At 71.5% G+C, this 23,207-nt stretch carries 18 protein-coding genes and 3 pseudogenes; 6 read left to right on the top strand and 15 right to left on the bottom strand.

What is annotated here, in order from left to right:
• The first annotated feature begins 306 nt into the window (after positions 1–306).
• Positions 307–1,269, top strand: a complete 963-nt coding sequence (locus OO54_RS13380; protein WP_234439588.1) for a zinc-dependent alcohol dehydrogenase — start codon at positions 307–309, stop codon at positions 1,267–1,269.
• Between the two features lie 3 nt (positions 1,270–1,272).
• On the opposite strand, the gene OO54_RS13375 is transcribed toward OO54_RS13380, so the two are convergent.
• The 5 genes from OO54_RS13375 to OO54_RS13355 form a co-directional block, all read right to left on the bottom strand.
• A complete protein-coding gene (locus OO54_RS13375) occupies positions 1,273–2,718 on the bottom strand; it encodes a GH1 family beta-glucosidase (protein WP_033203066.1) in 1,446 nt (481 codons plus the stop codon).
• 50 nt (positions 2,719–2,768) lie between these two features.
• Entirely contained in the window at positions 2,769–3,677 is a 909-nt protein-coding gene (locus OO54_RS13370) for a carbohydrate ABC transporter permease (RefSeq protein ID WP_033203121.1), read from the bottom strand.
• A 13-nt stretch (positions 3,678–3,690) separates the two neighbouring features.
• Positions 3,691–4,695 (bottom strand): carbohydrate ABC transporter permease, encoded by a 1,005-nt coding sequence (locus OO54_RS13365; RefSeq protein WP_033203065.1) that lies wholly within the window; start codon positions 4,693–4,695, stop codon positions 3,691–3,693.
• A 122-nt stretch (positions 4,696–4,817) separates the two neighbouring features.
• Complete coding sequence (locus tag OO54_RS13360; RefSeq protein WP_033203064.1) at positions 4,818–6,128, bottom strand: ABC transporter substrate-binding protein; 1,311 nt, start codon at positions 6,126–6,128, stop codon at positions 4,818–4,820.
• A gap of 319 nt (positions 6,129–6,447) precedes the next feature.
• Positions 6,448–7,461, bottom strand: coding sequence for a LacI family DNA-binding transcriptional regulator (locus OO54_RS13355; RefSeq protein ID WP_033203063.1), 1,014 nt, complete (start codon positions 7,459–7,461; stop codon positions 6,448–6,450).
• Between the two features lie 362 nt (positions 7,462–7,823).
• Here OO54_RS13355 and OO54_RS13350 point away from each other — a divergent pair, with 362 nt between their 5' ends.
• Complete coding sequence (locus OO54_RS13350) at positions 7,824–8,789, top strand: glycoside hydrolase family 6 protein (RefSeq protein ID WP_033203062.1); 966 nt, start codon at positions 7,824–7,826, stop codon at positions 8,787–8,789.
• A gap of 94 nt (positions 8,790–8,883) precedes the next feature.
• Complete coding sequence (locus OO54_RS13345; RefSeq protein ID WP_033203061.1) at positions 8,884–10,164, top strand: glycoside hydrolase family 6 protein; 1,281 nt, start codon at positions 8,884–8,886, stop codon at positions 10,162–10,164.
• Between the two features lie 147 nt (positions 10,165–10,311).
• Here OO54_RS13345 and OO54_RS13340 read toward each other — a convergent pair whose 3' ends face one another.
• Both OO54_RS13340 and OO54_RS13335 read right to left on the bottom strand, forming a co-directional pair.
• Positions 10,312–10,833 (bottom strand): universal stress protein, encoded by a 522-nt coding sequence (locus OO54_RS13340; protein WP_033203060.1) that lies wholly within the window; start codon positions 10,831–10,833, stop codon positions 10,312–10,314.
• Between the two features lie 41 nt (positions 10,834–10,874).
• Positions 10,875–11,660: pseudogene (locus tag OO54_RS13335) on the bottom strand (SLC13 family permease); the annotation flags it as partial.
• Between the two features lie 302 nt (positions 11,661–11,962).
• Between OO54_RS13335 and OO54_RS13330 the strand changes: the two are divergent.
• Both OO54_RS13330 and OO54_RS43550 read left to right on the top strand, forming a co-directional pair.
• A complete protein-coding gene (locus OO54_RS13330) occupies positions 11,963–14,128 on the top strand; it encodes a glycoside hydrolase family 9 protein (RefSeq protein ID WP_033203059.1) in 2,166 nt (721 codons plus the stop codon).
• An 85-nt stretch (positions 14,129–14,213) separates the two neighbouring features.
• Positions 14,214–14,510: pseudogene (locus OO54_RS43550) on the top strand (jacalin-like lectin); the annotation flags it as partial.
• On the opposite strand, the pseudogene OO54_RS43545 reads toward OO54_RS43550, so the two are convergent.
• Positions 14,508–14,815, bottom strand: a pseudogene (locus OO54_RS43545) (transposase); the annotation flags it as partial. The pseudogenes OO54_RS43550 and OO54_RS43545 sit on opposite strands and share 3 nt — an antisense overlap.
• Before the next feature lie 159 nt (positions 14,816–14,974).
• Between OO54_RS43545 and OO54_RS45845 the strand changes: the two are divergent.
• Positions 14,975–15,964, top strand: coding sequence for an AraC-like ligand-binding domain-containing protein (locus OO54_RS45845; protein WP_033203057.1), 990 nt, complete (start codon positions 14,975–14,977; stop codon positions 15,962–15,964).
• 166 nt (positions 15,965–16,130) lie between these two features.
• On the opposite strand, the gene OO54_RS13315 is transcribed toward OO54_RS45845, so the two are convergent.
• The 7 genes from OO54_RS13315 to OO54_RS13285 form a co-directional block, all read right to left on the bottom strand.
• Complete coding sequence (locus OO54_RS13315) at positions 16,131–17,219, bottom strand: hypothetical protein (protein WP_157856471.1); 1,089 nt, start codon at positions 17,217–17,219, stop codon at positions 16,131–16,133.
• Between the two features lie 112 nt (positions 17,220–17,331).
• Positions 17,332–18,204, bottom strand: coding sequence for an alpha/beta hydrolase (locus tag OO54_RS13310; RefSeq protein WP_033203055.1), 873 nt, complete (start codon positions 18,202–18,204; stop codon positions 17,332–17,334).
• A gap of 26 nt (positions 18,205–18,230) precedes the next feature.
• Positions 18,231–19,082 (bottom strand): alpha/beta fold hydrolase, encoded by an 852-nt coding sequence (locus tag OO54_RS13305; protein WP_267888973.1) that lies wholly within the window; start codon positions 19,080–19,082, stop codon positions 18,231–18,233.
• A gap of 55 nt (positions 19,083–19,137) precedes the next feature.
• Positions 19,138–19,656 carry a DoxX family protein gene (locus tag OO54_RS13300; RefSeq protein WP_033203053.1) on the bottom strand — a complete coding sequence of 173 codons (519 nt, stop codon included), beginning with the start codon at positions 19,654–19,656 and terminating at the stop codon, positions 19,138–19,140.
• A 16-nt stretch (positions 19,657–19,672) separates the two neighbouring features.
• Entirely contained in the window at positions 19,673–20,347 is a 675-nt protein-coding gene (locus tag OO54_RS13295; protein WP_033203052.1) for a hydrolase, read from the bottom strand.
• Between the two features lie 74 nt (positions 20,348–20,421).
• Positions 20,422–22,314 (bottom strand): amidohydrolase, encoded by a 1,893-nt coding sequence (locus OO54_RS13290; protein WP_033203051.1) that lies wholly within the window; start codon positions 22,312–22,314, stop codon positions 20,422–20,424.
• A gap of 85 nt (positions 22,315–22,399) precedes the next feature.
• A complete protein-coding gene (locus OO54_RS13285) occupies positions 22,400–23,128 on the bottom strand; it encodes a GPR1/FUN34/YaaH family transporter (protein WP_033203050.1) in 729 nt (242 codons plus the stop codon).
• Positions 23,129–23,207: the final 79 nt, after the last annotated feature.

Below are 23,207 nucleotides of genomic sequence, written 5' to 3'. Positions count from 1 at the left end.
GTTCGTACGGCGGTTACTGGTTTTTTATGCAGAGAGACCAGTCGCTGCACAGCCAGTCGCGACTCGAGGATGTGAGCGTTAACAGGCTACTGAGGCGCCTTGCGGCACAGAAGGCCCCGCAGAATGAGGCCCGTTGACACACCCCACCATGCTTCGTATCGTCGCGACACAATTTCGAACGATGCCCGAAATATCGAACGACAGGAGTCGCCCCATGTGTCCCACTCCGCCCACCGGCCAGGGCGGCTTCCTGTGAGCCGCCGGGGGCAGGCTGTCGTCCTCGACGCTCCCAAGACGATTCGCCTCGTGCAGCACGTGCCTCGTCAGGCGGGGCCCGGCGAAGCCCAGGTGCGCGTGCATGCCGTCGGGATCAGCCGCAGCGACCGCGACGTCTACCTGGGTCGCCGCCCCGTTCCGTACGTGCGCTATCCGGTCACCCCTGGCCACGAGTGGTCCGGCACCGTCACCGCCGTGGGAGAGGGCGCGCCGGCTTCCCTGCTCGGCCGCAAGGTCGTGGGCGAAGGGCTGCGGAACTGCGAGACCTGCGCGCCCTGCCGCGACGGCGACACCAACCTGTGCACCGTCGGCTACGAGGAGACGGGGTTCACCCTTCCCGGCGCCATGGCCCCCACCCTCGTCCTCCCCGCTCGTCTGCTGCACACGCTCGCGCCGGACGCCGATCTCACCGCCGCCGCGTTCCTCGAGCCGGCCGCCTGCGCGGCCGCCGCTGTCCTGAAGGCGCGCCCGCTGCCCGGTTCACGGGTGGCCGTCATCGGCTCCGGCGCCCTCGGGCTGCTCGCCGCACAGCTCCTCTGCGCCTTCTCCCCGAGCGAGCTGACGGTCGTCGGTACGAGCCCCGACCGAGCCGATCTCTCCCGTCGCTTCGGAGCCACCGCCTACCGGACGTGGGACCGCGCCTCCGGTCTCGCGGACTTCGACGTGGTGATCGACGCCGCGGGCGCGACGTCGAGCGCGCGCGCCGCGACGTCCTTGTTGCGGCCGGGAGGACGTCTGGTTCTCACGGGCATCCCGGTCCAGGGAGCGGAAGGACTCGATCCCACCGAGGTGGTCGCACGGCAGCTGTCGATCGGCACCGCCTTCGGAGCCTCCTCCGGCGCCTGGTCCTACGCCGTAGGCGCCTTCTCCGCGGAACGGCTGACGCCGCTCGAACTCGTCACGCACCAGCTGGGCATCGACGAGTTCGAGCGGGCCATGGAACTCACGGGCAGCGGCGATCCCCGCGTCGGGAGGATCCTGCTCCGTCCTTGAGGCTCAAAGACCCGGGATCGCGTTCGCGGCGATGGCCCTGGCGTACCAGCGGGCGCTGCGCTTCGGGGTGCGCAGCTGGGTGGTGTAGTCGACGTGGACGGCGCCGAAGCGCTTCTCGTACCCGTACGCCCACTCGAAGTTGTCGAGCAGCGACCAGAGGAAGTAGCCGCGTACGTCGGCACCGTCGGCGATGGCCTGGTGAACGGCCTTGAGGTGCCGGTGGAGGTAGTCGATCCGGTCGTGGTCCTGGATCTGGCCGTCCGCCGAAGGGATGTCGGGGAAGGCGGCGCCGTTCTCGGTGATCGCGAGGGGGAGGCCGGGGTGGGCGCGGGACGTGGCCATGAGGAGGTCGTAGAGCCCGGTGGGATCGATGGTCCAGCCCATGTCGGTGGTGTCGCCGGGCGGGAGGTGGAAGTTGACGCCCTCGGAGCCGGGCCACGGGGAGTGGTCGCTCTCGCCGTGGGCGTGGTTGACCGCAGCCGCTCCGGGCATCGGGGCGGAGACGACGGCGGGCGTGTAGTAGTTGATGCCCAGGAGGTCGATGGGGGCGCCTATGGCGGACTCGTCGCCGGGCTTGACGAGGGTGCCCCAGTCGACGACGTGGGCGGTGTCGGCGAGGAGGTCGGCCGGATATCCGCCGGAGAGCATCGGGCCGGTGAAGACTCGGTTGGCGACGGCGTCGATGCGGCGGGCCGCGTCGAGGTCGGCCGGTTCCTGGGTAAGCGGCCGGACGTGGTGCAGGTTGAGGGAGACCGCGATCCGGGCGTGGGCGGGCAGGGACGCGCGCAGGGCCGCGGTGGCGCGGCCGTGTCCGAGGTTGAGGTGGTGGGCCGCGCGCAGGGCCAGGGCGGGGTCGGTGCGGCCCGGGGCGTGGACGCCGGAGCCGTAGCCGAGGAAGGCCGAGCACCAGGGCTCGTTGAGCGTGGTCCACAGGGCGACCCGGTCGCCCAGTGCGTCGGCGGCCAGCGCCGCGTACTCGCCGAAGCGCTCGGCGGTCTCGCGTACCGTCCAGCCCCCTTCGTCCTCCAGCGCCTGGGGAAGGTCCCAGTGGTACAGGGTGGCGACGGGCTGGACGCCGGCGTCGAGGAGTTCGTCGACGAGCCGGCTGTAGAAGTCGAGGCCGGCGGCGTTGGCGGGGCCCCGCCCGCGGGGCTGGATGCGGGGCCAGGACAGGGAGAAGCGGTACGCCTGAAGACCGAGGTGGGACATCAGGGTGACGTCCGTGCGGTAGCGGTGGTAGTGGTCGCAGGCGATGTCGCCGGTGTCGCCGTTGGCGACCTTCCCGGGGGTGCGGGAGAAGGTGTCCCAGATGGACGGCGTGCGGCCGTCCTCGGCGACGGCGCCCTCGATCTGGTAGGCGGCGGTGGCCGCGCCCCACAGGAAGCCGGGCGGGAAGTGGAGGCGGTCGACGGCCGTGGAGGCGGGGGCGGTGGCGGGGGTTGCGGGCATGGCGGAGTCTCCCTTTGGCGGAGGTGTGGGACGAGGAGAGGAGGCAGAGGTCAGCCCTTGATGGCGCCCTGGGTGATGCCGCCGACGATGTGCCGGCCGAAGAGGGCGAAGACCAGGAGGAGCGGCAGGGTGCCCATGAGCGCTCCGGCGGTGATGACGGACCAGTCGGTCGACCAGCCGGTTCCCAGTCCGGCGAGGGCGACCTGCACGGTCGGGTTGGTGGAGCCGTTCATGACGATGATCGGCCAGAGGAAGTCGTTCCAGGACTGGACGAAGGTCAGCATGCCCAGGACCGTCATCGCCGGGCGGGCGACGGGGAAGACGACGTGCCAGATGACGCGCAGCGAGTTGGCGCCGTCGACGCGCGCGGCCTCCAGCAGTTCGGTGGGCAGTGCCTGGGAGAGGAACTGCCGCATGAAGAAGACGCCGAAGGCGGTGACCAGGACGGGCAGGATCAGCGCTCCGAGGTGATTTCCCAGTCCCAGGTTCTTGGTCAGGATGAACAGGGGTACGACGCTGAGCTGCGCGGGCACGGCGAGGGTGGACAGGACCAGGCCGAGCATCACCTTCTTCCCCCGGAACCGGAGTTTGGCGAAGGCGAAGCCGGCGAGCACGGAGAAGGTCACCGTGGTGACGGTGACGGCGCCCGCGACGAGCGTGGAGTTGAGCAGGGCGACGCCCATGCCACGCCCGCCGGCGTTGTGCCAGACGTAGGTGAGGTTCTCGAAGAGGTTGCCGCCGGGCAGCATCGGGGGCGGGCTGGAGACGACCGCGTGGCTGTCGGTGGACGCGGCGACCAGCGTCCAGTACAGCGGGAACAGCGAGGCCAGGGCAGCGAGTCCGAGGACGATGTGGGCGAGTGGCCCGGCCCGGTGCTGTCCGCCGGCCCTGCCGGCGCGGACGGACGGTCGCGTCGCCGTCCGGTGAGGACGGTCGGACACGGGGGCGGTGGTGGTCATGTCGTACTCCACGTCACTGGGAGGCGCGCAGGCGGCGGGTGATCAGCGCGTTGACGAGCCCGATGAGCAGCAGCAGGCCGAACATGATCCAGGCGACCGCGCTGGCGCGCCCGAGCATGCTGGAGTGGAAGCCCTGGTCGTACATGAGGATTCCGAGGGTCTCGTACTGGTGATCGGTGCCGCCCTGGTGGCCGCTCTGGCCACCGAACAGATAGGGCTCGCCGAAGAGCTGGGTGGCTCCGATGGTCGACACGATCACCGTGAAGAGGATCGTGGGCTTCAGGGCGGGGACCGTGACGTGCAGGAACTGCTGCCAGCGGCTGGCGCCGTCCAGGGCGGCGGCCTCGTACAGCTCGCGCGGCACGGCCTGCATGGCGGCGAGGTAGATCAGGGCGTTGTAGCCGGTCCAGCGCCAGGTGACGATCACGGAGATCGCGAACTGCGAGCTCAAGCGACCGGCCTCCCAGTGCACGGGCCCGGCGCCGAACAAGCCGAGGAACCAGTTGGCCATGCCCCCCTCGGGGCTGAAGATCAGGGCGAAGACGAGGGTGGCGGCGGCGACGGAGGTCGCGTACGGGGCGAGGAGCGCCGTGCGCAGGAACCCGCGGGCGCGCAGCCGGTAGTTGAGCAGGTGGGCGAGACCCAGTGCCATCAGCAGCTGCGGGACGGTGGACAGGACACCGAGGGTGAAGGTGTTGAGGAGCGCGTTCCAGAAGTAGTGGCTGACCTGACCGGTGAACAGGTCGGTGTAGTTCCGCAGGCCGACCCATTCGGCGCGGTCGACGTTGTACAGGCTCACCCGGTGGAAGGAGAGCCACCCCGTGTAGAGCAGCGGGAAGAGGCCGAAGGCGGCGAAGACGAGGAAGAAGGGTGCGACGAGGGCGTACGGCGTGCCCTTGGTGTCCCAGCGGTGCAGGCGGCTGCGCCGGACCGAGGGGCCGGAGGGGTGGGCGTGGGGCGGTGGAGTGTCCTGACGGCCTGCTGGGCCGTTGCGGCTGGGTGCGGTCGTGGAGGCCACGGGCGGTTCCTTCGGTGGTCACGGCCGGTCGCGTCGCTACGGGGTGGGGGCGGCCGGCTCCCCGGTGGCCGGCCACCCGCTCCCCCGCTACGGCGGCCCGGAAGAGGTGAGGGCGGGGAGCGCTACTGGATGGTGCTGTCGATCTGGCGCACCGTGGCGTTCCACGCCTCCTCCGGGCTCTTGCCGTTCTGCTCCATCAGCTGGACGCCGGTGCTGAACGCCCCGGTCAGGTCCTGCGCGTGCGGGCCGATCTCGGCGGGCTGGATGGCCTTGGCGGCGGTGGAGAAGATCTGTCCGGTGGCGGCGTCGGGGCCGATGTAGGCGTTCTTGTAGTCGACGACGCCCGGCAGGTCATGGGCAGCCTGGTTGGCGGGGATGTTGCCGACCTTCTGGAAGACCTTCGCCTGCTGCTCGGGCGCGGTGAGCCAGGCGACGAGCTTCTTGGCCTCGTCGACGTGCTTGCCGGAGGCCGGTACGGCCAGGAAGGAACCGCCCCAGTTGCCGGCGGCCGGGGGCTGGGCGATGTTCCACTTGCCCTTGTTGGACGGGCCGGAGAACTGCTGGATGTTCGCCTGCTGCCAGGAGGGGCAGACCGTGGTGGCGAAGGTGGACTTGGAGAACGCGGTCTGCCAGGGGGTGTCGAACATCTTCAGACCCTGGCTGGTCCTGCCCTGGACGGCCTTGACGGCCAGGTCCCAGCCGGTCTTGACGCTGGGCGAGTCCTTGTAGGCGAGCTTGCCGTCCTTGTAGTACTGGACGGTGCTGCTGGAGACGACGGCGTTGAACAGACCGGTGGCGCTGTCCATGAAGGAGGTGCCCTTGGGTGCCTTGGCCTGGTACCGCTTGCCCGTCTCGACGAACTTCGCCCAGTCGCCCGCCCACAGCTTGCCGACGGACTCGGGGTCGGAGGGCAGACCCGCGGCCTTGAACAGGTCCTGGCGGTAGCAGATGGCCATCGGGCCGACGTCGGTGCCCAGGCCGATCGTCCTGCCGTCGGCAGTGGTGGCCTGGTCCCACTTCCAGGGCAGGTAGTTCTTCTTCTCGACACCGGGGGCGTCGGACAGGTCGGCGAAGGCGTCGGCGAGGTCCTCGGAGGTGGCGCGGGCTATGCGGCCGACCTCCAGGGCCTGGACGTCGTCGAGTCCGCCGCCGGACAGGCGGGTCTGCAGGGCCGTCCAGTAGTTGCCCTCGGCGGTCGTCGGGTTCTCCTTGATGGTGATCTCCGGGTGCTGCTTCATGTACGCGTCGTACAGGCCGGCCTCCTTGTATCCGAAGGTCCCGAAGGTGCCGACTGTGAGGGTGATCTTCCCGTCGGCGGAGGCGGAAGCGTCGCCGGAGGTCGAGCAGCCGGTGAGGGCGAGGGCCAGCGTCGCCGCGGCGGAGGCGAGTACGACGGAGCGGATACGGGCGCGCGGCACGGACGAGCGGGACATGGCATCTCCTCGATGCGTCAGGGGGCTGGAGGTACGCCGACAGGTCGCTTCGATGGCGGTCGGCGTGGGAGGCGGCCTTCGAAGGCCGGGGTGAAGCCATGCTTTTGGAGCTCCTTCCCAGAGTGGGAGCGCTCCCAAAAGGTGGCGTCGAAACCCTGCCGCCACCTTGACGGTCTGTCAAGCCGGCTGGCAGGGGGCAGGCCGTACGCGGGGCGCGGGTGAGCGCGGAAGGGCGCACGGGTGAGCGGGAAGGGGGGCGCACGCAGAGCGCGGGCCGGAGCACGGGGCCGTACGCCAGGCCCCGTCGGGAGGCGGTTCGTCAGGCGCTGGCGCGGGTGACCAAACGCGTGGGGAGGATCAGTGGGGTGGGGGCCTGCCCGTTGATGAGCGCGACGAGCATGCGCGCCATCTCACGACCGAGACCCTCTACGGGCTGATGCACCGTGGTCAGCGGCGGATCGGAGATCCTGGCCACGGCCAGGTCGTCGAAGCCGATCACGGCGACGTCGACGGGGACGCGGCGGCCGGCATCACGCAGTGTGCGCAACGCCCCGGCCCCCATGTTGTCGCTGGCGGTGAACACTCCGTCCAGCTCCGGGTGCCGCGCCGACAGCGCCGCCATGGCGGCCGCGCCGCTCGACTCGGTGAAGTCACCGGCTTCCGGCGGATACGGTTCGAGGCCGGCCGCCAGCATGGCGTCCTGGTAGCCGCGGTAACGGGCGCGCCCCACCTCGGTGTCCAGCCGCCCGCAGATCGTCACGACCCTGGTCCGGCCGAGCGAGATCAGGTACTCGGTCGCCGCACGCGCTCCTCCGAGGTTGTCCACGTCCACATACCAACGCGGGTCCAAACCGACCGGGCGCCCGCCGAACACCACGGGAATCTCCGCCTCTTCCGCCATGCGGGCCAGCGGATCGTCCTCGCGCAGCGCCATCAGCATCACTCCGTCGGCCCCCTTGGACCGGAGAAGCCGCTCCACGCGCCGGCGCCCCCGGTCGGAGGCCGCCAGACACAGCATCAGGTGCAGTTCGGCCTCCTCCAGCGCGGCCGAGGCACCCACGATCACCTGAGCGAAGAACGGGTCCGCGAAGATCGACGGATCCTCTCCCGAGACGACCAGGGCGGCCGCACCGGTCTGACGGGTCGCCAGCGCCCGGGCGGTCGGATTCGGCACGTATCCGAGTCGAAGGACCGCCCGCTCGACGGCCTCGCGTTTCGCGCGGCTGACGTGCGGGGCGTTGTTGAGCACACGCGAGGCCACCGATCGCGAGACGCCGGCCAGTTCGGCCACCTCGTCGAGTGTCGACTGCCGGTTCGGCGCACCTTGCGCCATGAGCTGCCCTCCTCCCTCCATCTGAACACCTGGAAGGCTGGAAGCGCTTCCAGTTTCAGGACTGTAAACCCTTCCCCTCGTCCTGTGAAGTGCTGTTCAAGTGGGCGCACTTGACAGTCTCGATGGGCGCATCACACGATACGGCCACACCTCGGCCCCACAGATCATGGCCTGGGAACGCTTCCAGTGGGAGCGCTTCCACCGGCTCTTGTGCGTCCGGAGTGCGCTGGTGTCCCCGCCGGGGCGCCGCCTCCGTGAGCCGCCGCACGGAGAACTTCGTACCACCGCAATTCCTCACCGCGTCGCACCGCTCGGGACGAGAGCGGTCGACGCGTCCGCCGTCAGGAAATCGAGGTACAGCCATGCGCCGCAGAATCCGCGCCCTCGTCGCAGCCCTCTCCGCACTGCCGTTGGCGCTCGCCGTCGCCCCGTCCGCCCACGCTGCGGATCCCACCACCATGACCAGCGGGTTCTACACGGACCCGGACTCCAGCGCGAGGAAGTGGGTCGCCGCCAACCCCGGCGACGGCCGGGCCCCCGCGATCAACACCTCCCTCGCCAACACGCCCATGGCCCGCTGGTTCGGCGCCTGGAGCGGCACGATCGGCACCGCGGCGGGCGCGTACGTCGGCGCAGCGGACTTCCACGACAAGCTGCCCGTCCTGGTCGCGTACAACATCTACCTCCGCGACTCGTGCGGCGGGCACTCCGGAGGCGGAGCCTCGTCGGCCTCCGCCTACGCGACCTGGATCGCGCAGTTCGCCGGCGGAATCGCCAACCGCCCGGCCGTCGTCGTCCTCGAACCCGACTCCCTCGCGGACTACGGCTGCCTGAACCAGACCCAGATCCGCGAACGCCAGGGCATGATCAGCGGCGCCCTCGCCGAGTTCAACCGCCAGGCCCCCAACACCTGGGTCTACCTCGACGCCGGCAACCCCGGCTGGGTGAGCGCGGCGACGATGGCCCAGCGCCTCCACGAAGCCGGGCTCCGACAGGCGCACGGCTTCTCCCTCAACATCTCGAACTACTACACCACCGCCCAGAACACCGCCTACGGCAACGCCGTCAACAGCGAACTGGCCGCCCGCTACGGCTACACCAAGCCGTTCGTCGTCGACACCAGCCGCAACGGCAACGGCTCCAACGGCGAGTGGTGCAACGCGGCCGGCCGCCGCATCGGCACGCCCACCCGGCTGGGCGGCGGCGCCGAGATGCTGCTGTGGATCAAGGCCCCGGGCGAGTCCGACGGCAACTGTGGCGTCGGAACCGGTTCCACGGCCGGCCAGTTCCTCCCGGAGGCCGCCTACAAGATGATCTACGGCTACTGACATCCGACTCCTGTGGCCCGGTATCCGCCGCCCCGCGACCGGGCCACAGGCACCACCGGCCCTCCTCGCCCCATCCCTCCGACCAGGAGCCCCCATGAATCCACGCAGCCTCCGGCGCCGTACGACCGCCGCCCTCGCGGCGCTCGCGGCCTGTGCCGCCCTCATCGCGACGCAGGCGCAGGCGCAGGCCGCACCCGTCGCGGACGCGCTCACCCCGGCCACGAGGTTCTACGTGGACCCGCACAGCAAGGCCGCCAAGCAGGCGCTCACCGACCTCGGGAACGGCGACTTCGCGAACGCCCTGAACATGGCCAGGCTCGCGAGCTGGCCGCAGGCCGATTGGTTCACCGAAGGCACACCCGACGAGGTCCGGACCGAGGTGAGAAGCCTCGTCCGCGAGGCCCGGCTGGTGAACCGGACGCCGGTCCTGGTCGCCTACAACGTGCCGGGCCGGGACTGCACCCAGTACTCCAGCGGCGGCGCCGCGTCCTCCGCCGCCTACCGGCAGTGGATCGACGCCTTCGCCGCCGGCATCGGCGACAGCAAGGCCGTCGTCGTGGTCGAGCCCGACGGCCTGGCCCTCCTCCCGAGCGACTGCGGGCCGGGCGTGGACCCGACCGGCGAACTCACGGCGACCCGCGTCGCCGACCTCGCGTACGCCGTCAGGACCATCAAGGCCAAGGCCCGCACCGCGGTCTACCTCGACGCGGGCAACGTCCTGTGGCGGCCCGTCGGCGACATGGCGCGACGACTGCTCGACGCCGGTGTCCAGGACAGCGACGGCTTCGCCCTCAACGTGTCCAACACCCACCCCACCGATCACAACGCGCGCTACGGCGGCTGGATAGCCAAGTGCATGTGGTTCGCCACCGAAGGACCCGAGCACGCCCGCGGCCACACCGACTGGTGCGCCACCCAGTACTACTCGCCCGCCGCGCCCAACGACGGCGCCCCGGGCAACGCGGTCGACTCCGCCGACCCGGCCACCTGGCGCTGGACCGACGCCTGGTTCGACCAGAACGTGGGCACCCCGCCGAACGACGCCCTGCACCACTTCGTCATCGACACCAGCCGCAACGGTCTGGGCGCCTGGACCCCGGAGCCCGGCAAGTACACCGGCGACCCGGAGATCTGGTGCAACGCGCCCGGCCGCGGCCTCGGCGCGCGCCCGACCGCCGACACCGGTGTCCCGCTCGTCGACGCCTATCTGTGGGTCAAGATCCCCGGCGAGTCCGACGGCAGCTGCACGCGCAACACCGGCGGCACGATCGACCCCGAGTACGGCATCGTCGACCCGCCGGCCGGCACCTGGTGGCCCGACCAGGCCCACACGCTGGCCCGCAACGCGGCACCCCGGCTGACCTTCAACCGCTGAGTCCCGCTCAGCCCCCTTCCACGTCGGCCACATCGGCCACATCGGCCACATCGGCCACATCGGCCACAGCAAGCCTCCCGCTCGCGGCCGGCCTCGCGCGGAAGCAGGGCGCGTGACCGGCCCCGCCGGCCGGCGGTTCGTCGCCCGTCAGCCGGTACGACGCGGAAGAGGAGGCGGCGAAGTGGGCGGTCCCGGCGGCGGTTCGGGCCACACGAGCAGCACCGGGCAGGGGGCGTGGTCGACGACGAAGCGTGCGGCGGGACCGAGGCTGTGCGGTCCGAGGTGGGCACGGTCGCCGTCCCGGGCCAGGATCAGCAGGTCACACCCCTCGGCCGCGGCGACGACCTCGCACTCGACTCGTCCGGTGCGCTCGGTACGCGTGCAGGGGCGCCCCAGACGGTCGGCGGCATCCTGGAGCAACTGCCGCGCGGAGTCGGCCGCGAGGTGTTCCAGGTGCGTTCCGGGGTCCCTCCCCCAGCCTTCGGCAGGACGGTTCCCCGAGGGGTGGCCACGGCCCATGAGCCCGGCGAAAGCGCCATGGGCCGCACCCGGGACGTCGACCGAGGTGACGTGCAGCAGGACGGTCTCGGCGTCCGCCGGGGTGTGCGCGCGGGCGGCGTCCACACAGGCGGGCCAGGTGCCCTCGGCGATCCAGACGACCACGGCCATGGGTATCAGCCTCCTCCGATGACGGTCAGCGAGAGCCACAGTGCCAGGACGGCCCACGCCGGGTCGACGCCGGCCATCGAGGTCAGCACGAAGCCCACGAGCGCGCATCCCACGGTCACCAGGGCGAACAGCGGCAGTGGCGGCGGTTCGACGGCGGCGGGCGCCCGCGCCCCGGCGTCCAGGTCGGTGGCGAAGAAACGCCGGAGGACCAGGTACTCGACGCCGATCGCCACCGCCCACGGCAGGGCCATCAGCGCGGCGAACCGGGTGAAGCTGAGCCCGCTGGCGGCGAAGGCGAGCAGATTGGTGAGGTTGGAGACGGGCAGCAACAGGGAGGCCGTGTTGGACAGGTGGGTGCAGGCATAGACGTGTGGCTTCGGCCGGGCGCCGATCCGGGCCGCGGTGGCGAACACCACAGGCGTGAGCAGCACCACCGTGGCATCCAGGCTGAGCACCGCCGTGATCGCCGACGCGGCCAGGAACACCTGGGTGAGGAGCCGGCGTGGCCGACCCGCCGCCGTACGCGCCATCCAGGCTCCACATGCCTGGAACAACCCCTCGTCGTCACAGAGCTGGGCCAGCACCAGTACGGCCGCCAAGAACCCGATCACCGGCGCGAGCCGTTCCGCCTCCGCCAGTGCGTCGCCGTAGGAGACGGCTCCGGTTGCGATCACCACGACTGCGGCCGGGACGGCCACGACCGCCTCCGGCCACCCGAAAGGGCGCGTGACCGCACAGGCCAGCACGAGAACGAGCAGGGCCACGGAGAGCGTCTCCGCCGGCTGGGGGGCCAGTGTCCGTTCCTTCCCTCGCGACGGGTGGGTCACCTGCACCAGCGCGCCGAACGCTACCCCGGTGGATCTCGCGCGTCGCGCTTCGACGGGCAGCCGACTTCGTGGTGCCCGCGTCGGGACCGTTGACGACGGCTCCGGGCGTCACTAATGTCCGCTGCAGATCTTCTTGGGAGCGCTCCCACCGGCTGTGCCCCACCAGCGGCGCCGGCGAAGGAGAAGTGGGCCGCAGGCGGGAGTCAGTACCTGCTCATCCGAGATGACCCCCGGCTCTCCGCCGGCTCGCGACGCCACCAGCGCTTCTTCCTGCTGACCCCCACATCCCGTAGGAGCCGCCCATGCCCCCCACCACGGCTTCGTTACTGCGCCGCCCCGCACGCCTCTCCGCCACGCTCCTGACGGGTGCGCTCCTCATCGGGGGTTTTGTGCCGGCTGAGGCTGCTGCGGGCGCATCCGCCGCGACGGCGGCGGCCACAGTCGTACGCGTCAACCAGGTCGGCTATCTGCCCGACGGGCCGAAGCGCGCCACCGTCGTCACCACGGCCACGCAGGCACTCGGCTGGCAGGTGCGGAACGCGTCCGGGGCGGTGGTCGCCTCCGGTTCGACCGTCCCGCGCGGCGCGGACGCCCCCTCTGGACAGTCCGTCCAGGTGGCGGACTTCTCCTCGCACCGGACGGCGGGCACCGGATACGTCCTGACCGTGGACGGCAGCAGCAGCGCTCCCTTCGACATCCGCGTGGACCTCTACGACACGCTGCGCTCCGACACGATGGCGTTCTTCCACCACCAGCGCAGCGGCATCGCGATCGACGCCTCCCTCGTGGGTTCCGCCTACGCACGCCCGGCCGGACACCTCGGCGTCGCACCCAACAAGGGCGACGTCTCCGTCCCGTGTCAGGCCGGAGTGTGCGACTACACCCAGGATGTCAGGGGCGGCTGGTACGACGCCGGCGACCACGGCAAGTACGTGGTCAACGGCGGCATCTCCACCTGGCTGCTCGTCAACTCCTTCGAGCGGGCCGAGCGAGCGGGCAAGGACGCAGCGCTGGGTGACTCCACCCTGCGCGTCCCCGAGCGCGGCAACGGCATACCCGACGTCCTCGACGAGGCGCGGTGGGAACTCGACTTCCTGATGCGGATGCAGGTGCCCGACGGCGAGCCGCACGCGGGCATGGCGTTCCACAAGATCCATGACGCCGCCTGGACCGGCATGCCGACGCGCCCCGAACAGGATTCCCAGCCACGCGAGCTGCACCGCCCGTCCACGGCGGCCACCCTCAACCTCGCGGCAGCCGCCGCGCAGTGCGCCCGGGTCTTCCGGCCGTACGACTCCGCCTACGCCGACCGCTGCCTGTCGGCCGCACGCCGGGCGTGGAGCGCCGCGCGGACCAGCCCGGCAATGTACGCACCGGATTCCGACAGCACCGGCGGCGGGGCCTACGGGGACACGCGGGTCACCGACGAGTTCTACTGGGCCGCGGCCGAGCTGTACGCGGCGACCGGCGAGAGCGCCTACCGGGACGCGGTCACCTCCTCGTCCTGGCACACCTCCGCAGACGCCTTCAGCCCGTACGGTTTCGGCTGGGCGGACACCGCCGCACTCGGCCGGCTCGTCCTGGCCACCGTCCCGAACGGGCTGCCCGCCGCCGACACGGCCTGGATCCGCACCTCGGTGACCGCCGCGGCCGACGGCTACCTGTCCAGGATGGCCGCCCAGGGGTACGCCGTACCCGTCCCCGCCGACGGCTACTTCTGGGGATCGAACGGTGCGGTCGCCAACGACGCCATCGTCATGGCCGTCGCCGGGGAGCTGACGGGCGACGCGCGCTACCGCGCCGGTGCCCTGGAGACCATGGACTACCTGCTGGGGCGCAACGCCCTGGGCGTGTCCTACGTCACCGGCCACGGCGAGACGTCTTCGCAGAACCAGCACCACCGCTTCTGGGCACACCAGCTGGACGCCTCGCTGCCCCACCCGCCCGCCGGTTCGCTCGCGGGCGGCCCCAACAGCGCGCTCCAGGACCCCGTGGCCCAGGAGACGCTGCGCGGCTGCGCCCCCGCCGCCTGCTACGTCGACCACATCGACTCGTACTCGACCAACGAGGTGGCGGTCAACTGGAACGCGCCGCTGGCCTGGCTCGCCGCCTACGCCGCCGAGCGGACCTCCGCCGGCGGCGAACCGCCCACCGCCTCCTGCACGGTGACGTACGCGGTGAGCAACGTCTGGAGCACCGGCTTCACCGCGAACATCACCGTCAAGAACACCGGTCCGACGGCCGTGGACGGATGGCAGCTGGCCTGGACCTACCCGGCCGGCCAGCGCGTCACGAGCTCGTGGAACGCCGCCGTCACCCAGAGCGGCACCGCCGTCAGCGCCCGCCACACGGACTGGAACCGGACGATCGCCCCGGGGGCGACCGTGAGCTTCGGAGTCCAGGGAACCCATACCGGCTCGGCTCCCTCCCCCACGGCCTTCACGCTCAACGCCGACGCTTGCGCCTGACCCGACCGGCCGGGCCCGGACGGGCACCTCCGTCGGGCCCGGCCGACGCCCCGCCACCGCCGGCCCCGCTCACCAGGAGATGCCCATGCGCCGACTCCTCGCCGGACTGGCGGCCGTGGCAGCCGCCCTCGTCGGACCAACCGCGACGGTGCCACCCGCAACGGCCGTCGGCACCACCGAATCGGGCACCTTCAGCGTGCTGACCTACAACATCGCCGGGCTGCCCGAGAGCATCTCCAGCGCGCCGACGCCCCGCGAGCCCGCGACGACCGAGATCGGCCGGCGGATCGCGCCGTACGACATCGTCCACGTCCAAGAGGACTTCAACCACCACGCCCGCCTCTACGCCGCCGACACCGCCCACCCGTACCGCACGCCCACAGTCGTCCAGGTCCAACGAGTCCGCGCGGCGGAGTTCAGTCAGCAGGGCGGCGTGCAGACGTGGCCAGACGCCGGCCTCGGTCCAGTCCCGAAGTCGGCGCCAGGCCGTGACTCCGGAGCAGCCCACGGTCTCGGCCGGGAGATCGCGCCAGGCGACGTCGGTCCGTAGGACGTACATGATGCCGGCGAGAGCCGCCCGGTCCGGAACGCGAAGCCGACCGGGATACCGATGGCGACGTTCGGGAGCGGGTGGCAGCAGCGGGCCACCCGTTCCCACAGGCCGTCAGGAACAGGGTCAGCACGCACCCGGACACCCTGGCGCCCATGAACGGCAAGCACAAGGCCCTCAGTCGGGCTCACTCTGAGGTGGTCAGCCAGGCCGCGCCTTGTCAACAGTGCCGCCACCCGTTTGACTTTGCTCAGGCGCCAGCCTGTCGAGCGGGCCCAAGGGGAGGCGACCAGCAGATGTTGATCGACACCACGGCCATGGCGCCTGGCGAGCGGGCGGAGGCGATTCGCGAGGTGATCTGGAGCAGCGTGGTGCGGGTGGAGATCACCCACCAGCCCGACCCGCGGCTTATCCGCACCGCAGGGGTGATCAGCCGTGTCGGACCGTTGACCGTCTGCTCGGTGCGAGCCAACGCCACCGTCGTTCGGCGCACTCCCGCACTTGCCCGGGACGACATGGAGCCGAGCGTGTTCGTCGGGCTGCAGGTCACCGGCAGCAGCGTGGTCGTGCAGGATGGCAGGGAAGCTGTGCTGCGGCCCGGTGACCTGGCGCTTTACGACACCACGCGCCCCTACACGCTCCTGAACAGGGACGGGATCCATCAGCACTACTTCCGCATCCCGCGCACCGAACTCGCCCTACCTGAACGGTTGTTGAATCTGGCTACCGCAGTGCCGTTCAGCCGCCGGGACCCGCTGGCCGACCTTACCGCCACGTGCCTGCGGCGGATCGCGCGCCAGCAGGCCCGGCCCGCGGCGTCTCCCGCGCACGACCTGCAGGCAGCGGGCAGGCCGGGCATCGAATTGCTGCGCGCCCTCATCACGGCCCGGCTCGGCAACCACCGCACGGCTTGTCAGACTGCGGACGAGACCCTGTGCCTGCGAGTCATCGACTACGTCCGGGCTCACCTCGGTGATCACGACCTGACGCCGGCCCGTGTCGCGGCCTACCACCACGTCTCACTCCGGCAGCTGTACAAGGTCCTGTCCCGAAACGGTGTGCACCTGGGCGAGTGGGTTCGGTCGCAGCGCCTCGAACGCTGCCGCGCGGAACTTGCGGCCCCCTGGGCACAGCATCGCTCGATCGCGGCGGTGGCGCACCGGTGGGGCTTCCCGAACGCCGCCTACTTCAGCCGCGCCTTCAAAGGTGCTTTCGGAATCACCCCCAGCGACTGGCGGGCGCTACACGCGGGCAGCGGTGGGAGCCCGCGCTCCCTCCACCCGTGACCCGGGGTGGCAGGGGGCCGCATAGGCCGCCGGTTGCGGCCCTCTTCGATGGCAGGCGAGCGGACGGCCGGGATCACGTGGCCGTCCAGCGGACCCACCAGCTCGATTGCCATGACCGAAGCGGCATCCACACCGCCAACGGGCACCATCGCGGAGCGGAGGATGGTCACAGGACGCGCTTGTTGACGACCATGTGCCGCGAGAAGGGGGCGGTGTCGTTCCCCCACGAGATGCCGGCGAAGACCTCTCCCCCGGGTGCGCCTTCGATCGACGGGGCGGCGTCGGAGGGCGAGGGACCGCCGGTGCTGTGGTTCCAGCCCTGCCAGGTGTAGCCGCCGTCGGTGGAGCGGTTGAGCCACAGTTGGTGGTCGTTGGGGCTGATACAGCCGAGTACCACGTTCCGCTGCGCCCTCCAGGCCGGGTTGTTGCGGTCGGTGACCAGTTGCTCCGGGCCGCCACGGCCCAGGCTCACGGACTCGCACTGGGCGTTGCCGGGTACGGCGGCGTAGGTGGCATTGGTGAAATTGTCCAGACTCGTGTGGGAGATCCAGACGTTGCGGTCCCACCCGATGATGGCATCCATGAGTTCGACCTCGCGTGCGATCGACACGCCGTCGTTGGTGATGATGGGGGCATGGATGTAGCGGGAGGCGGTGAAGACCCGGGGGTGTGTCTGCGGGCGCCAGTACGGGCCGGTGGTGACCCGGCCGTTGGACATCGTCATCTCCGCGACCCATACCCGGTCGCCGACGACGGTGGTCAGCCGGGCGCTGTTGCGGAATCCGGCGGCGGAGATGCCGTTGCTCGTGCCGACGTGGCCCAGCTGTGTCCAGGGCGACCAGATGTTTCCGGCGGCGCCTCCCAGGAGGCTGTAGTAGACCTCCCCGTTGTCGCCGGTGTGGAAGACGACCAGGTGGGGGCCGGCTTCGTCCTCGATCACCATGACCTCGGGGCGGTGGTGGGTGCGGCCGTTGCCCGGCATGACGCGCCAGCTGCCGTTGGCGTAGCGCCACCAGATCTGGTTGTCCTCGCCGCGGACGAACTGGTAGTTGTCGCCGCGGAACCAGTCGGAGGCCATGGCTTCGGGGGAGCGGGCCGGGCCTCCCTCGTTGAGCCACTGCCCTTCGGTCGCCGTCGCGGGCGAGAGCCCTGCGGTGAGGAGCAGGGTGAGGGTGGTGAGCGCCACGATCGGCAGGCGTGCCGCCCGGCGCGCTCCCGGTCGCCTGGCTGCTGGCGGCTGACTGGGCAGGTCCATCGGTTCTCCTTGTCATGGTTGTTCGGCCGCCGGTGCGCCTCGTGGAAGGTCCGGTGGGCGGGGGGGCTGGCACCGTGTGGGTCCGGCTTGGTCGGTTGTGGTCGGGGGTGTCTCAGGTGGTCGGGTCGACGAAGCGGCGGACGAAGGTGAGCGCGGTGTCGGCGACCTCGCGCCAGCCGCTGTCGATGGTCAGGGAGTGGCCCCGGCCGGGGATTTCGGTGATCTCGGTGACGGCGTGCTCGTTCTGCGCCTGCTTCTTGTAGGCGGCGTTCGCAATCGCCCAGGGCACGGTGTTGTCCTTCTGGCCCGAGATGATCAGCAGCGGTCCGCGGCCGGCCGCGTGGGTGTCGACCTTCGCCTCGGTCCAGGGGTTGAGGTTGGCGGCTGCGGCTTGGAAGAGCGGCTCGCCTGGGGCGGCCACCGCGAAGGTGCCGTACAGCCGCAGTGCCTCTTCTTCGCTGACGGCGTTGGCGAAGGCGTAGCGGAACTGGTCGAAGGTCAGCGGCACCGCGCGGTGGTAGTTGGCCGGGTTTCCGAGCACGGCGCTCGCGGCGCGCAGGGAGGACAGCGGCAGGGGGAGCACGCCCCGGAAGGGCGCCGGGTCGATCGCCACTGATGCCTGGGACAGGCCGCGTCCGGCGGTGATCTGGGTGATCAGCCCGCCGAAGGAGTGGCCGATCACCACCGGCTTGCGCTTCAGACGGCCGATCAGGTCGCAGAAGTGGTCGGCGACCTGTCCGACGCTCTTGCCCGCGAAGACCTCGGGGTGCTCGTGGGCCTCCTCGACGGTGGCCGGGTCGTCGGGCCAGCCCGGCAGGACCGGGGCGAAGCCGGCCTGCTCGAAGACGGTGGCCCAGCGGTCCCAGCTGGTGGGCAGCAGCCACAGGCCGTGGATGAAGACGACGGGGATGCGGCCGGTGGCGTTGGCGGCCTCGACCTGGGCTAGGTCACGCGCGTGAGGCGCGGTGGATTCGGGGGACGACACGGGGAAGCTCCTCGGAAGTGCGGGGGTCAGGGGCGGACGGTGCGGGCGGCGGCGCGGATCAGGGCGGTGACGGCGTCGGGCCTGCTGTGCATCGGCAGGTGGGAGGTGGGCACCTCGGTGGTCCGGGATCGGGCCCGGGCGGCCTGGAACCGCTGGAGTGCGGGGACGATGCCCCGGTCCTGGGTGGAGATCAGGTTCCACGATGGAAGGGTGCGCCATGCGGCGGCGCTGACCCGGTCGGTGAACGCGGATGCGCTGAGCGGGCGCTGCCCGGCGGCGAGTACCCGGGTGGTGGAGCGCGCCACGTCCTGGGCGAAGACGTCGTGGTAGCGGTCGGGGCGGATGTAGAGGTCGGTGGCGGTGGTGCCGTCGGCCCCGGGGACGGGGACGGGGGTGAGCGCGGCGTCGAGCTGTGAGCCGGGGAACCGGGCGGCGAGTTCGCCGAGGATCTCTCCGGCGTCGGGGACGAACGCGGAGACGTAGACGAGGGCCTTGACGTTGGGCGCGTCGGCGGCGGCCTGGGTGATGACGGCGCCGCCGTAGGAGTGGCCGACCAGGACGACGGGGCCCGGAATCGCGGCGAGCCGGGCCGCCACGTGGGTGGCGTCGTGGGCGAGGCCGCGCAGCGGGTTGGCCGCGGCGGTCACCGTGTAGCCCTGGTGCTGGAGCCGTTCGGTGACGGGGTTCCAGCTGGCGGCGTCGGCGAACGCGCCGTGGACCAGGACCACGGTCGCCTTTCCGGCCCCGTCGGCCTCGGTTCCGGCCCCGTCGGCAGCCGAAGCCGACGGGGCCCCGGTGGCCGAGGCGAGGGTGAGGGCGGCGGCGGCACCGACGGCGCCCTTGAGGGTGTGGCGTCGGCTCAGCGGACGGCCGGTCATCATCGGAATCCTTCCGGGTACGGGGCGGGCACCAACGCGTGGTGCGTGGGTGGGGTCACGGGGACCTCGGCGGAGTCTGGGGTGAGGGCGGGTGGTGGAGCAGGGCGCGCACGGCCAGGCCGCCGGCCACGCCGAGGGCCAGTGCGGCCGGGGCGGACCAGGCGGGCCAGTGGGGAAGGTTCAGGGCGTGGTCGGTGGAGAGGCGGCCGGGTCCGGTGAGGGCGAGCGTGGTGGCGGTGCCGATGAGGACGAGGGGGTACTCGTAGCCGTCGTGTTGCACCCACAGGCCGTTGGGCCATTTGACGGTGAGCGCGACGGTCATCACGCCGATGGCTCCGGCGGCGGCGAGCGGGGTGAGGGCTCCGGCGGCCAGCAGCAGGCCGGAGCCGATCTGGCCGGCTCCCGCCGTGAGGGCGGTGAGGGTCCCGCCGCGGAAGCCGTCGTGCCGGAACTCCTCGGTGCCGCCCGCCAGTCCGCTGCCGCCCAGCAGGAAGCTGACCTTCTGTACTCCGTGGGCGGCGATCAGCAGACCCACGAGGAGGCGCAGCAGGAGCAGTCCGGTGTCGGTGTCCATGGTCGGATGGCTCCGGTCAGCCGGCGGCGTGCGGGTCGATCATGGTGCGGGCGTAGACGATGCCCAGGCCGTAGGCGCCGCCGTGCTCCTTGACCACGTCGGTGGTGGCGGCGTAGGTCTCGGTGCGGGCCCAGTCGCGCTGGAGCTCCAGGAGCACCTGCAGCCAGGTGACGGGGACGGCGCCGGCGGCGGTCATCCGCTGGATGGCGTGTTCGTGGGCGGCCGGGGTGACGCCGGCGGAGGCGTCGGCGACGACGTACACCTCGTAGCCCTGGCTGAGTGCGGACAGGGCGGGCAGGACCAGGCAGACCTCGGTCCACAGGCCGCTGAGCACGATCTTGTGGCGGCCGGTCGCCTTGACGGCTTCCACCAGGGCCGCGTCCTCCCAGGCGTTCATGGAGGTCCGGTCGACTATGTCGTGCTTGGGGAAGACCTCGCGCAGCTGCGGCAGGATGGGGCCGGAGAAGGAGGCGGCGGCCACGGTGGACAGGACGACGGGGACGTCGAAGACCTTGGCGGCCTTGGCCAGGCCCACGGTGGCGTTGATGACGGCGACGCGGTCGGCGCTGGCGGCGCCGAAGAACATCTGCGGCTGGTGATCGACGAACAGCATCATCGCGTTGTCGGGCGTGAGCAGGTCACGGCTGGGGGCGGCGGTGACGGCGTCGAGGTCGAAGCTGAAGTCGGACACGAGGGGCCCTTCCTTGGGTGACTGGTGGTTGTGGTGGTGCGGCAGGGGCTCGGCGGGTAGCTGCCCAGGTCGGGTCAGGGGCCGAAGCAGGGGTCGAGGGCGGCGGGCTGCTCGTCGGGGGCGGCGAGGCCGCGGGCGGCTCTCCACTGCCGGTGCTGCTCTCCTTCTGCGGCCGCCTGCGTCAGGAGATCGGCTTGGCGAACGCCGGCCGACGGCGGTGGTGTGGCCTGGTAGCCGCCGAAGCGGGCGACCGGACTCCAGGCAGGGCTGAGCGGCGGGAGGGCTTCGTCGAGGCCTTCGTATTCGCCGCATGCGTAGACGATCCGGCCGCCGACGACGGTCAGGACGGACTCGATGTGCGCGATGTCGTCCGGGTGCACGGCGAAGAAGTCGTGGCTGAGGACGGCGAAGTCGGCGTACCAGCCCTCCCTGAGGACGCCCTTGACGTCGTCCTCACCGGTGATCCGGGCGCCGCCGCGCGTGTACAGCTCCAGGGCGCGCTCGCGGGAGACCAGCCGGTCCGGCGGGTAGAGCGCCAGGTCGCCGACGGTGCGGCCGGTGACCAGCCAGTGCAGGGCGACCCAGGGGTTGTAGGAGGAGACCCGGGTGGCGTCGGTGCCGGCCGCCAGCGGGATGCCGCTGGCGAGCATCTCCTTCAGCGGCGGGGTGTGCGCGGCGGCCTGCGGGCCGTAGCGGTCGGTGAAGGCTTGGCCCTGGAAGGACATCCGGTTCTGGACGCTGATCGCGCCGCCGAGCGCGGCGATCCGCTCCAGACTGTCGTGGGTGACCGTTTCGGCGTGGTCGAAGAGCCAGCGGTTGCCGCCGGGGAACAGGCCCTCGGCGGCGAGCCTGTCGAAGACGGCGAGATCCCGGCGGATGGTCTGGTCGTAGGTGGCGTGCAGCCGAAATCCCCAGCCGTGCTCCAGCAGCAGCCTCACGGCCCGCTCGAACTCGCCCTCGTAGTCGGCGGACAGCTGGGGGCAGGGCTCGGAGAAGTTCTCGAAGTCGGCCGCGGCCCAGGTCAGGTTCTCCCCGGCGCCGTTGAGTCGCAGCCACTCGTCGCCGTCGCCGGGCCGCACGCTCTCCACCCAGCGGGTGAGGTCGGCGATCTCCTGCCCGGCGGTCTGCGGGAAGAGGTGGTAGCCGATCCGCACGCTCAGCTCGCCCTCGCGGGCCAGGTCGATGACGGTGGCGTAGTTGTCGGGGAAGCTCTGGAAGCCGCCGGCGGCGTCCACGGCGGAGGTGAGGCCGAAGCGGTTCAGCTCGCGCAGGAAGTGCCGGGTGGAGACCTTGCGGTCCGCTGCGTCCAGGGTCGGCGCGGCGGCGAGGGTGGAGTAGAGGATCAGCGCGCTCGGCGCTGCCAGCAGCACCCCGTTGGGCCGGCCGTGACGGTCGCGGACGATCTGCCCGCCGCGCGGGTCGGGGGTGTCCCGGGTGAAGCCGGCGGCTTGGACGGCGGCCCGGTTGAGGATCGCGGACTGGTAAAGGTGCAGGACGAACACCGGGGTGTCGGGGGCGGCCTGGTTCAGCTCGGCGGGCGTGGGCATCCGCCGCTCGGCGAACTGGTCGGCCGACCAGCCGCCGACCACCCGGATCCACTGCCCCTTCGGGGTGCGTCCGGCCTGCTCACGCAGCATCGCCAACGCCTGGCGCAGCGAGGTCACGCCGTCCCAGCGCAGCTCCAGCACGTAGTTGAGGCCGCCGCGGATGACGTGCAGGTGCGAGTCGTTCAGGCCGGGGACGACGCGTCGGCCCAGCGCGTCGACGACTCTGGTTCGGGGCCCGACGTGGGCGGCGACCGCCGCGTCGTCGCCAAGGGCGGTGATCTTGCCCGCGCGGACAGCGAGCGCGGTGGCGGCCGGGCGCAGCGGGTCACCGGTGTGGATCCTGGCGTTGCGCAGGACGATGTCGGCGCGCTCGCCGGTCCCGGGTGCGGGGGTGACACCGCTGACCGGCATCGTGGACATGGGGCTCTCACTCTCGGTGGGGTCACGTCAAAGGGGCGCGGGCACAAGCACGGCCGCGCGCTGCTTGGCCGGCCCGCTGGCGGGCTCAGAGGGTGCGGCGGACGCCCGCGTGGCGTTCGAGGTTGCGCAGCTGGACCGTCAGGTCGCCGTCGACGGCTTGGCGGGCGGGGCCGGTGCGGCCGAGCGGCAGCACTTCCTGGCCGCGCATGTCCTCCAGCATCAGGGCGAAGGCGGCGTACATCGCGACCGCGGCCAGCAGAAGCCCGAGCGTGCCGGAAAGGTTGAGAAGCCAGTGCACGCCGGTCAGGTTGGCGGCCGCGGCCACCGAGAAGCGCGGCACGGCGGTGCACAGCACCAGCCACAGCGCACGCTTGGGCTTGGCGACGCCGGCCATCAGCAGGGCGAACAGGGCGAAGCAGAGGTTCAGCACGCCCAGCACCCGGGAGCCACCCGTCGGCGCGGTGGCCAGGACCAGCGAACTGGCCAGCCACATACCGGAGAAGCAGGCCATCAGGGTCGCCGCCAGGACATCCCGGGCGCCGAACGCCAACCATCCGACAAGGAGTTGCAGGACGAACGCAGGGAGGATGGTAAGGGCGACGGCGCGCTCGGCACCGTCCTCGAACAGGCCGAGCTGGAGGCAGCCGACGATGGTCGACGCGATGGCCACGGTATAGAAGCCGAGCGGCATCGGCGAGGCGATGGGCCGCAGGGTGATGCGGGTCATGCCGCGCAGATCAGGCTCGTGGTGGCGGCCTCCGGCGGGCGGGATTGGAGCCGCGGGTTCCTCGGGGCTGCTGTCGCTGGTGGCCATGGGGTCTCCTCGGGCTGGGCACGGGCGCGGTCGGCGGCCGGGGCCCGGGCCGTGGCGGCGCTCCGATCCCCTGCCCGCC

Origin of the sequence: Streptomyces wedmorensis (genome assembly GCF_000716445.1) — a bacterium.
Lineage (GTDB): Bacteria > Actinomycetota > Actinomycetes > Streptomycetales > Streptomycetaceae > Streptomyces > Streptomyces wedmorensis.
The sequence above is the reverse complement of the archived record's forward strand: the minus strand, read 5'-3'. Positions and strand labels throughout refer to the sequence as shown.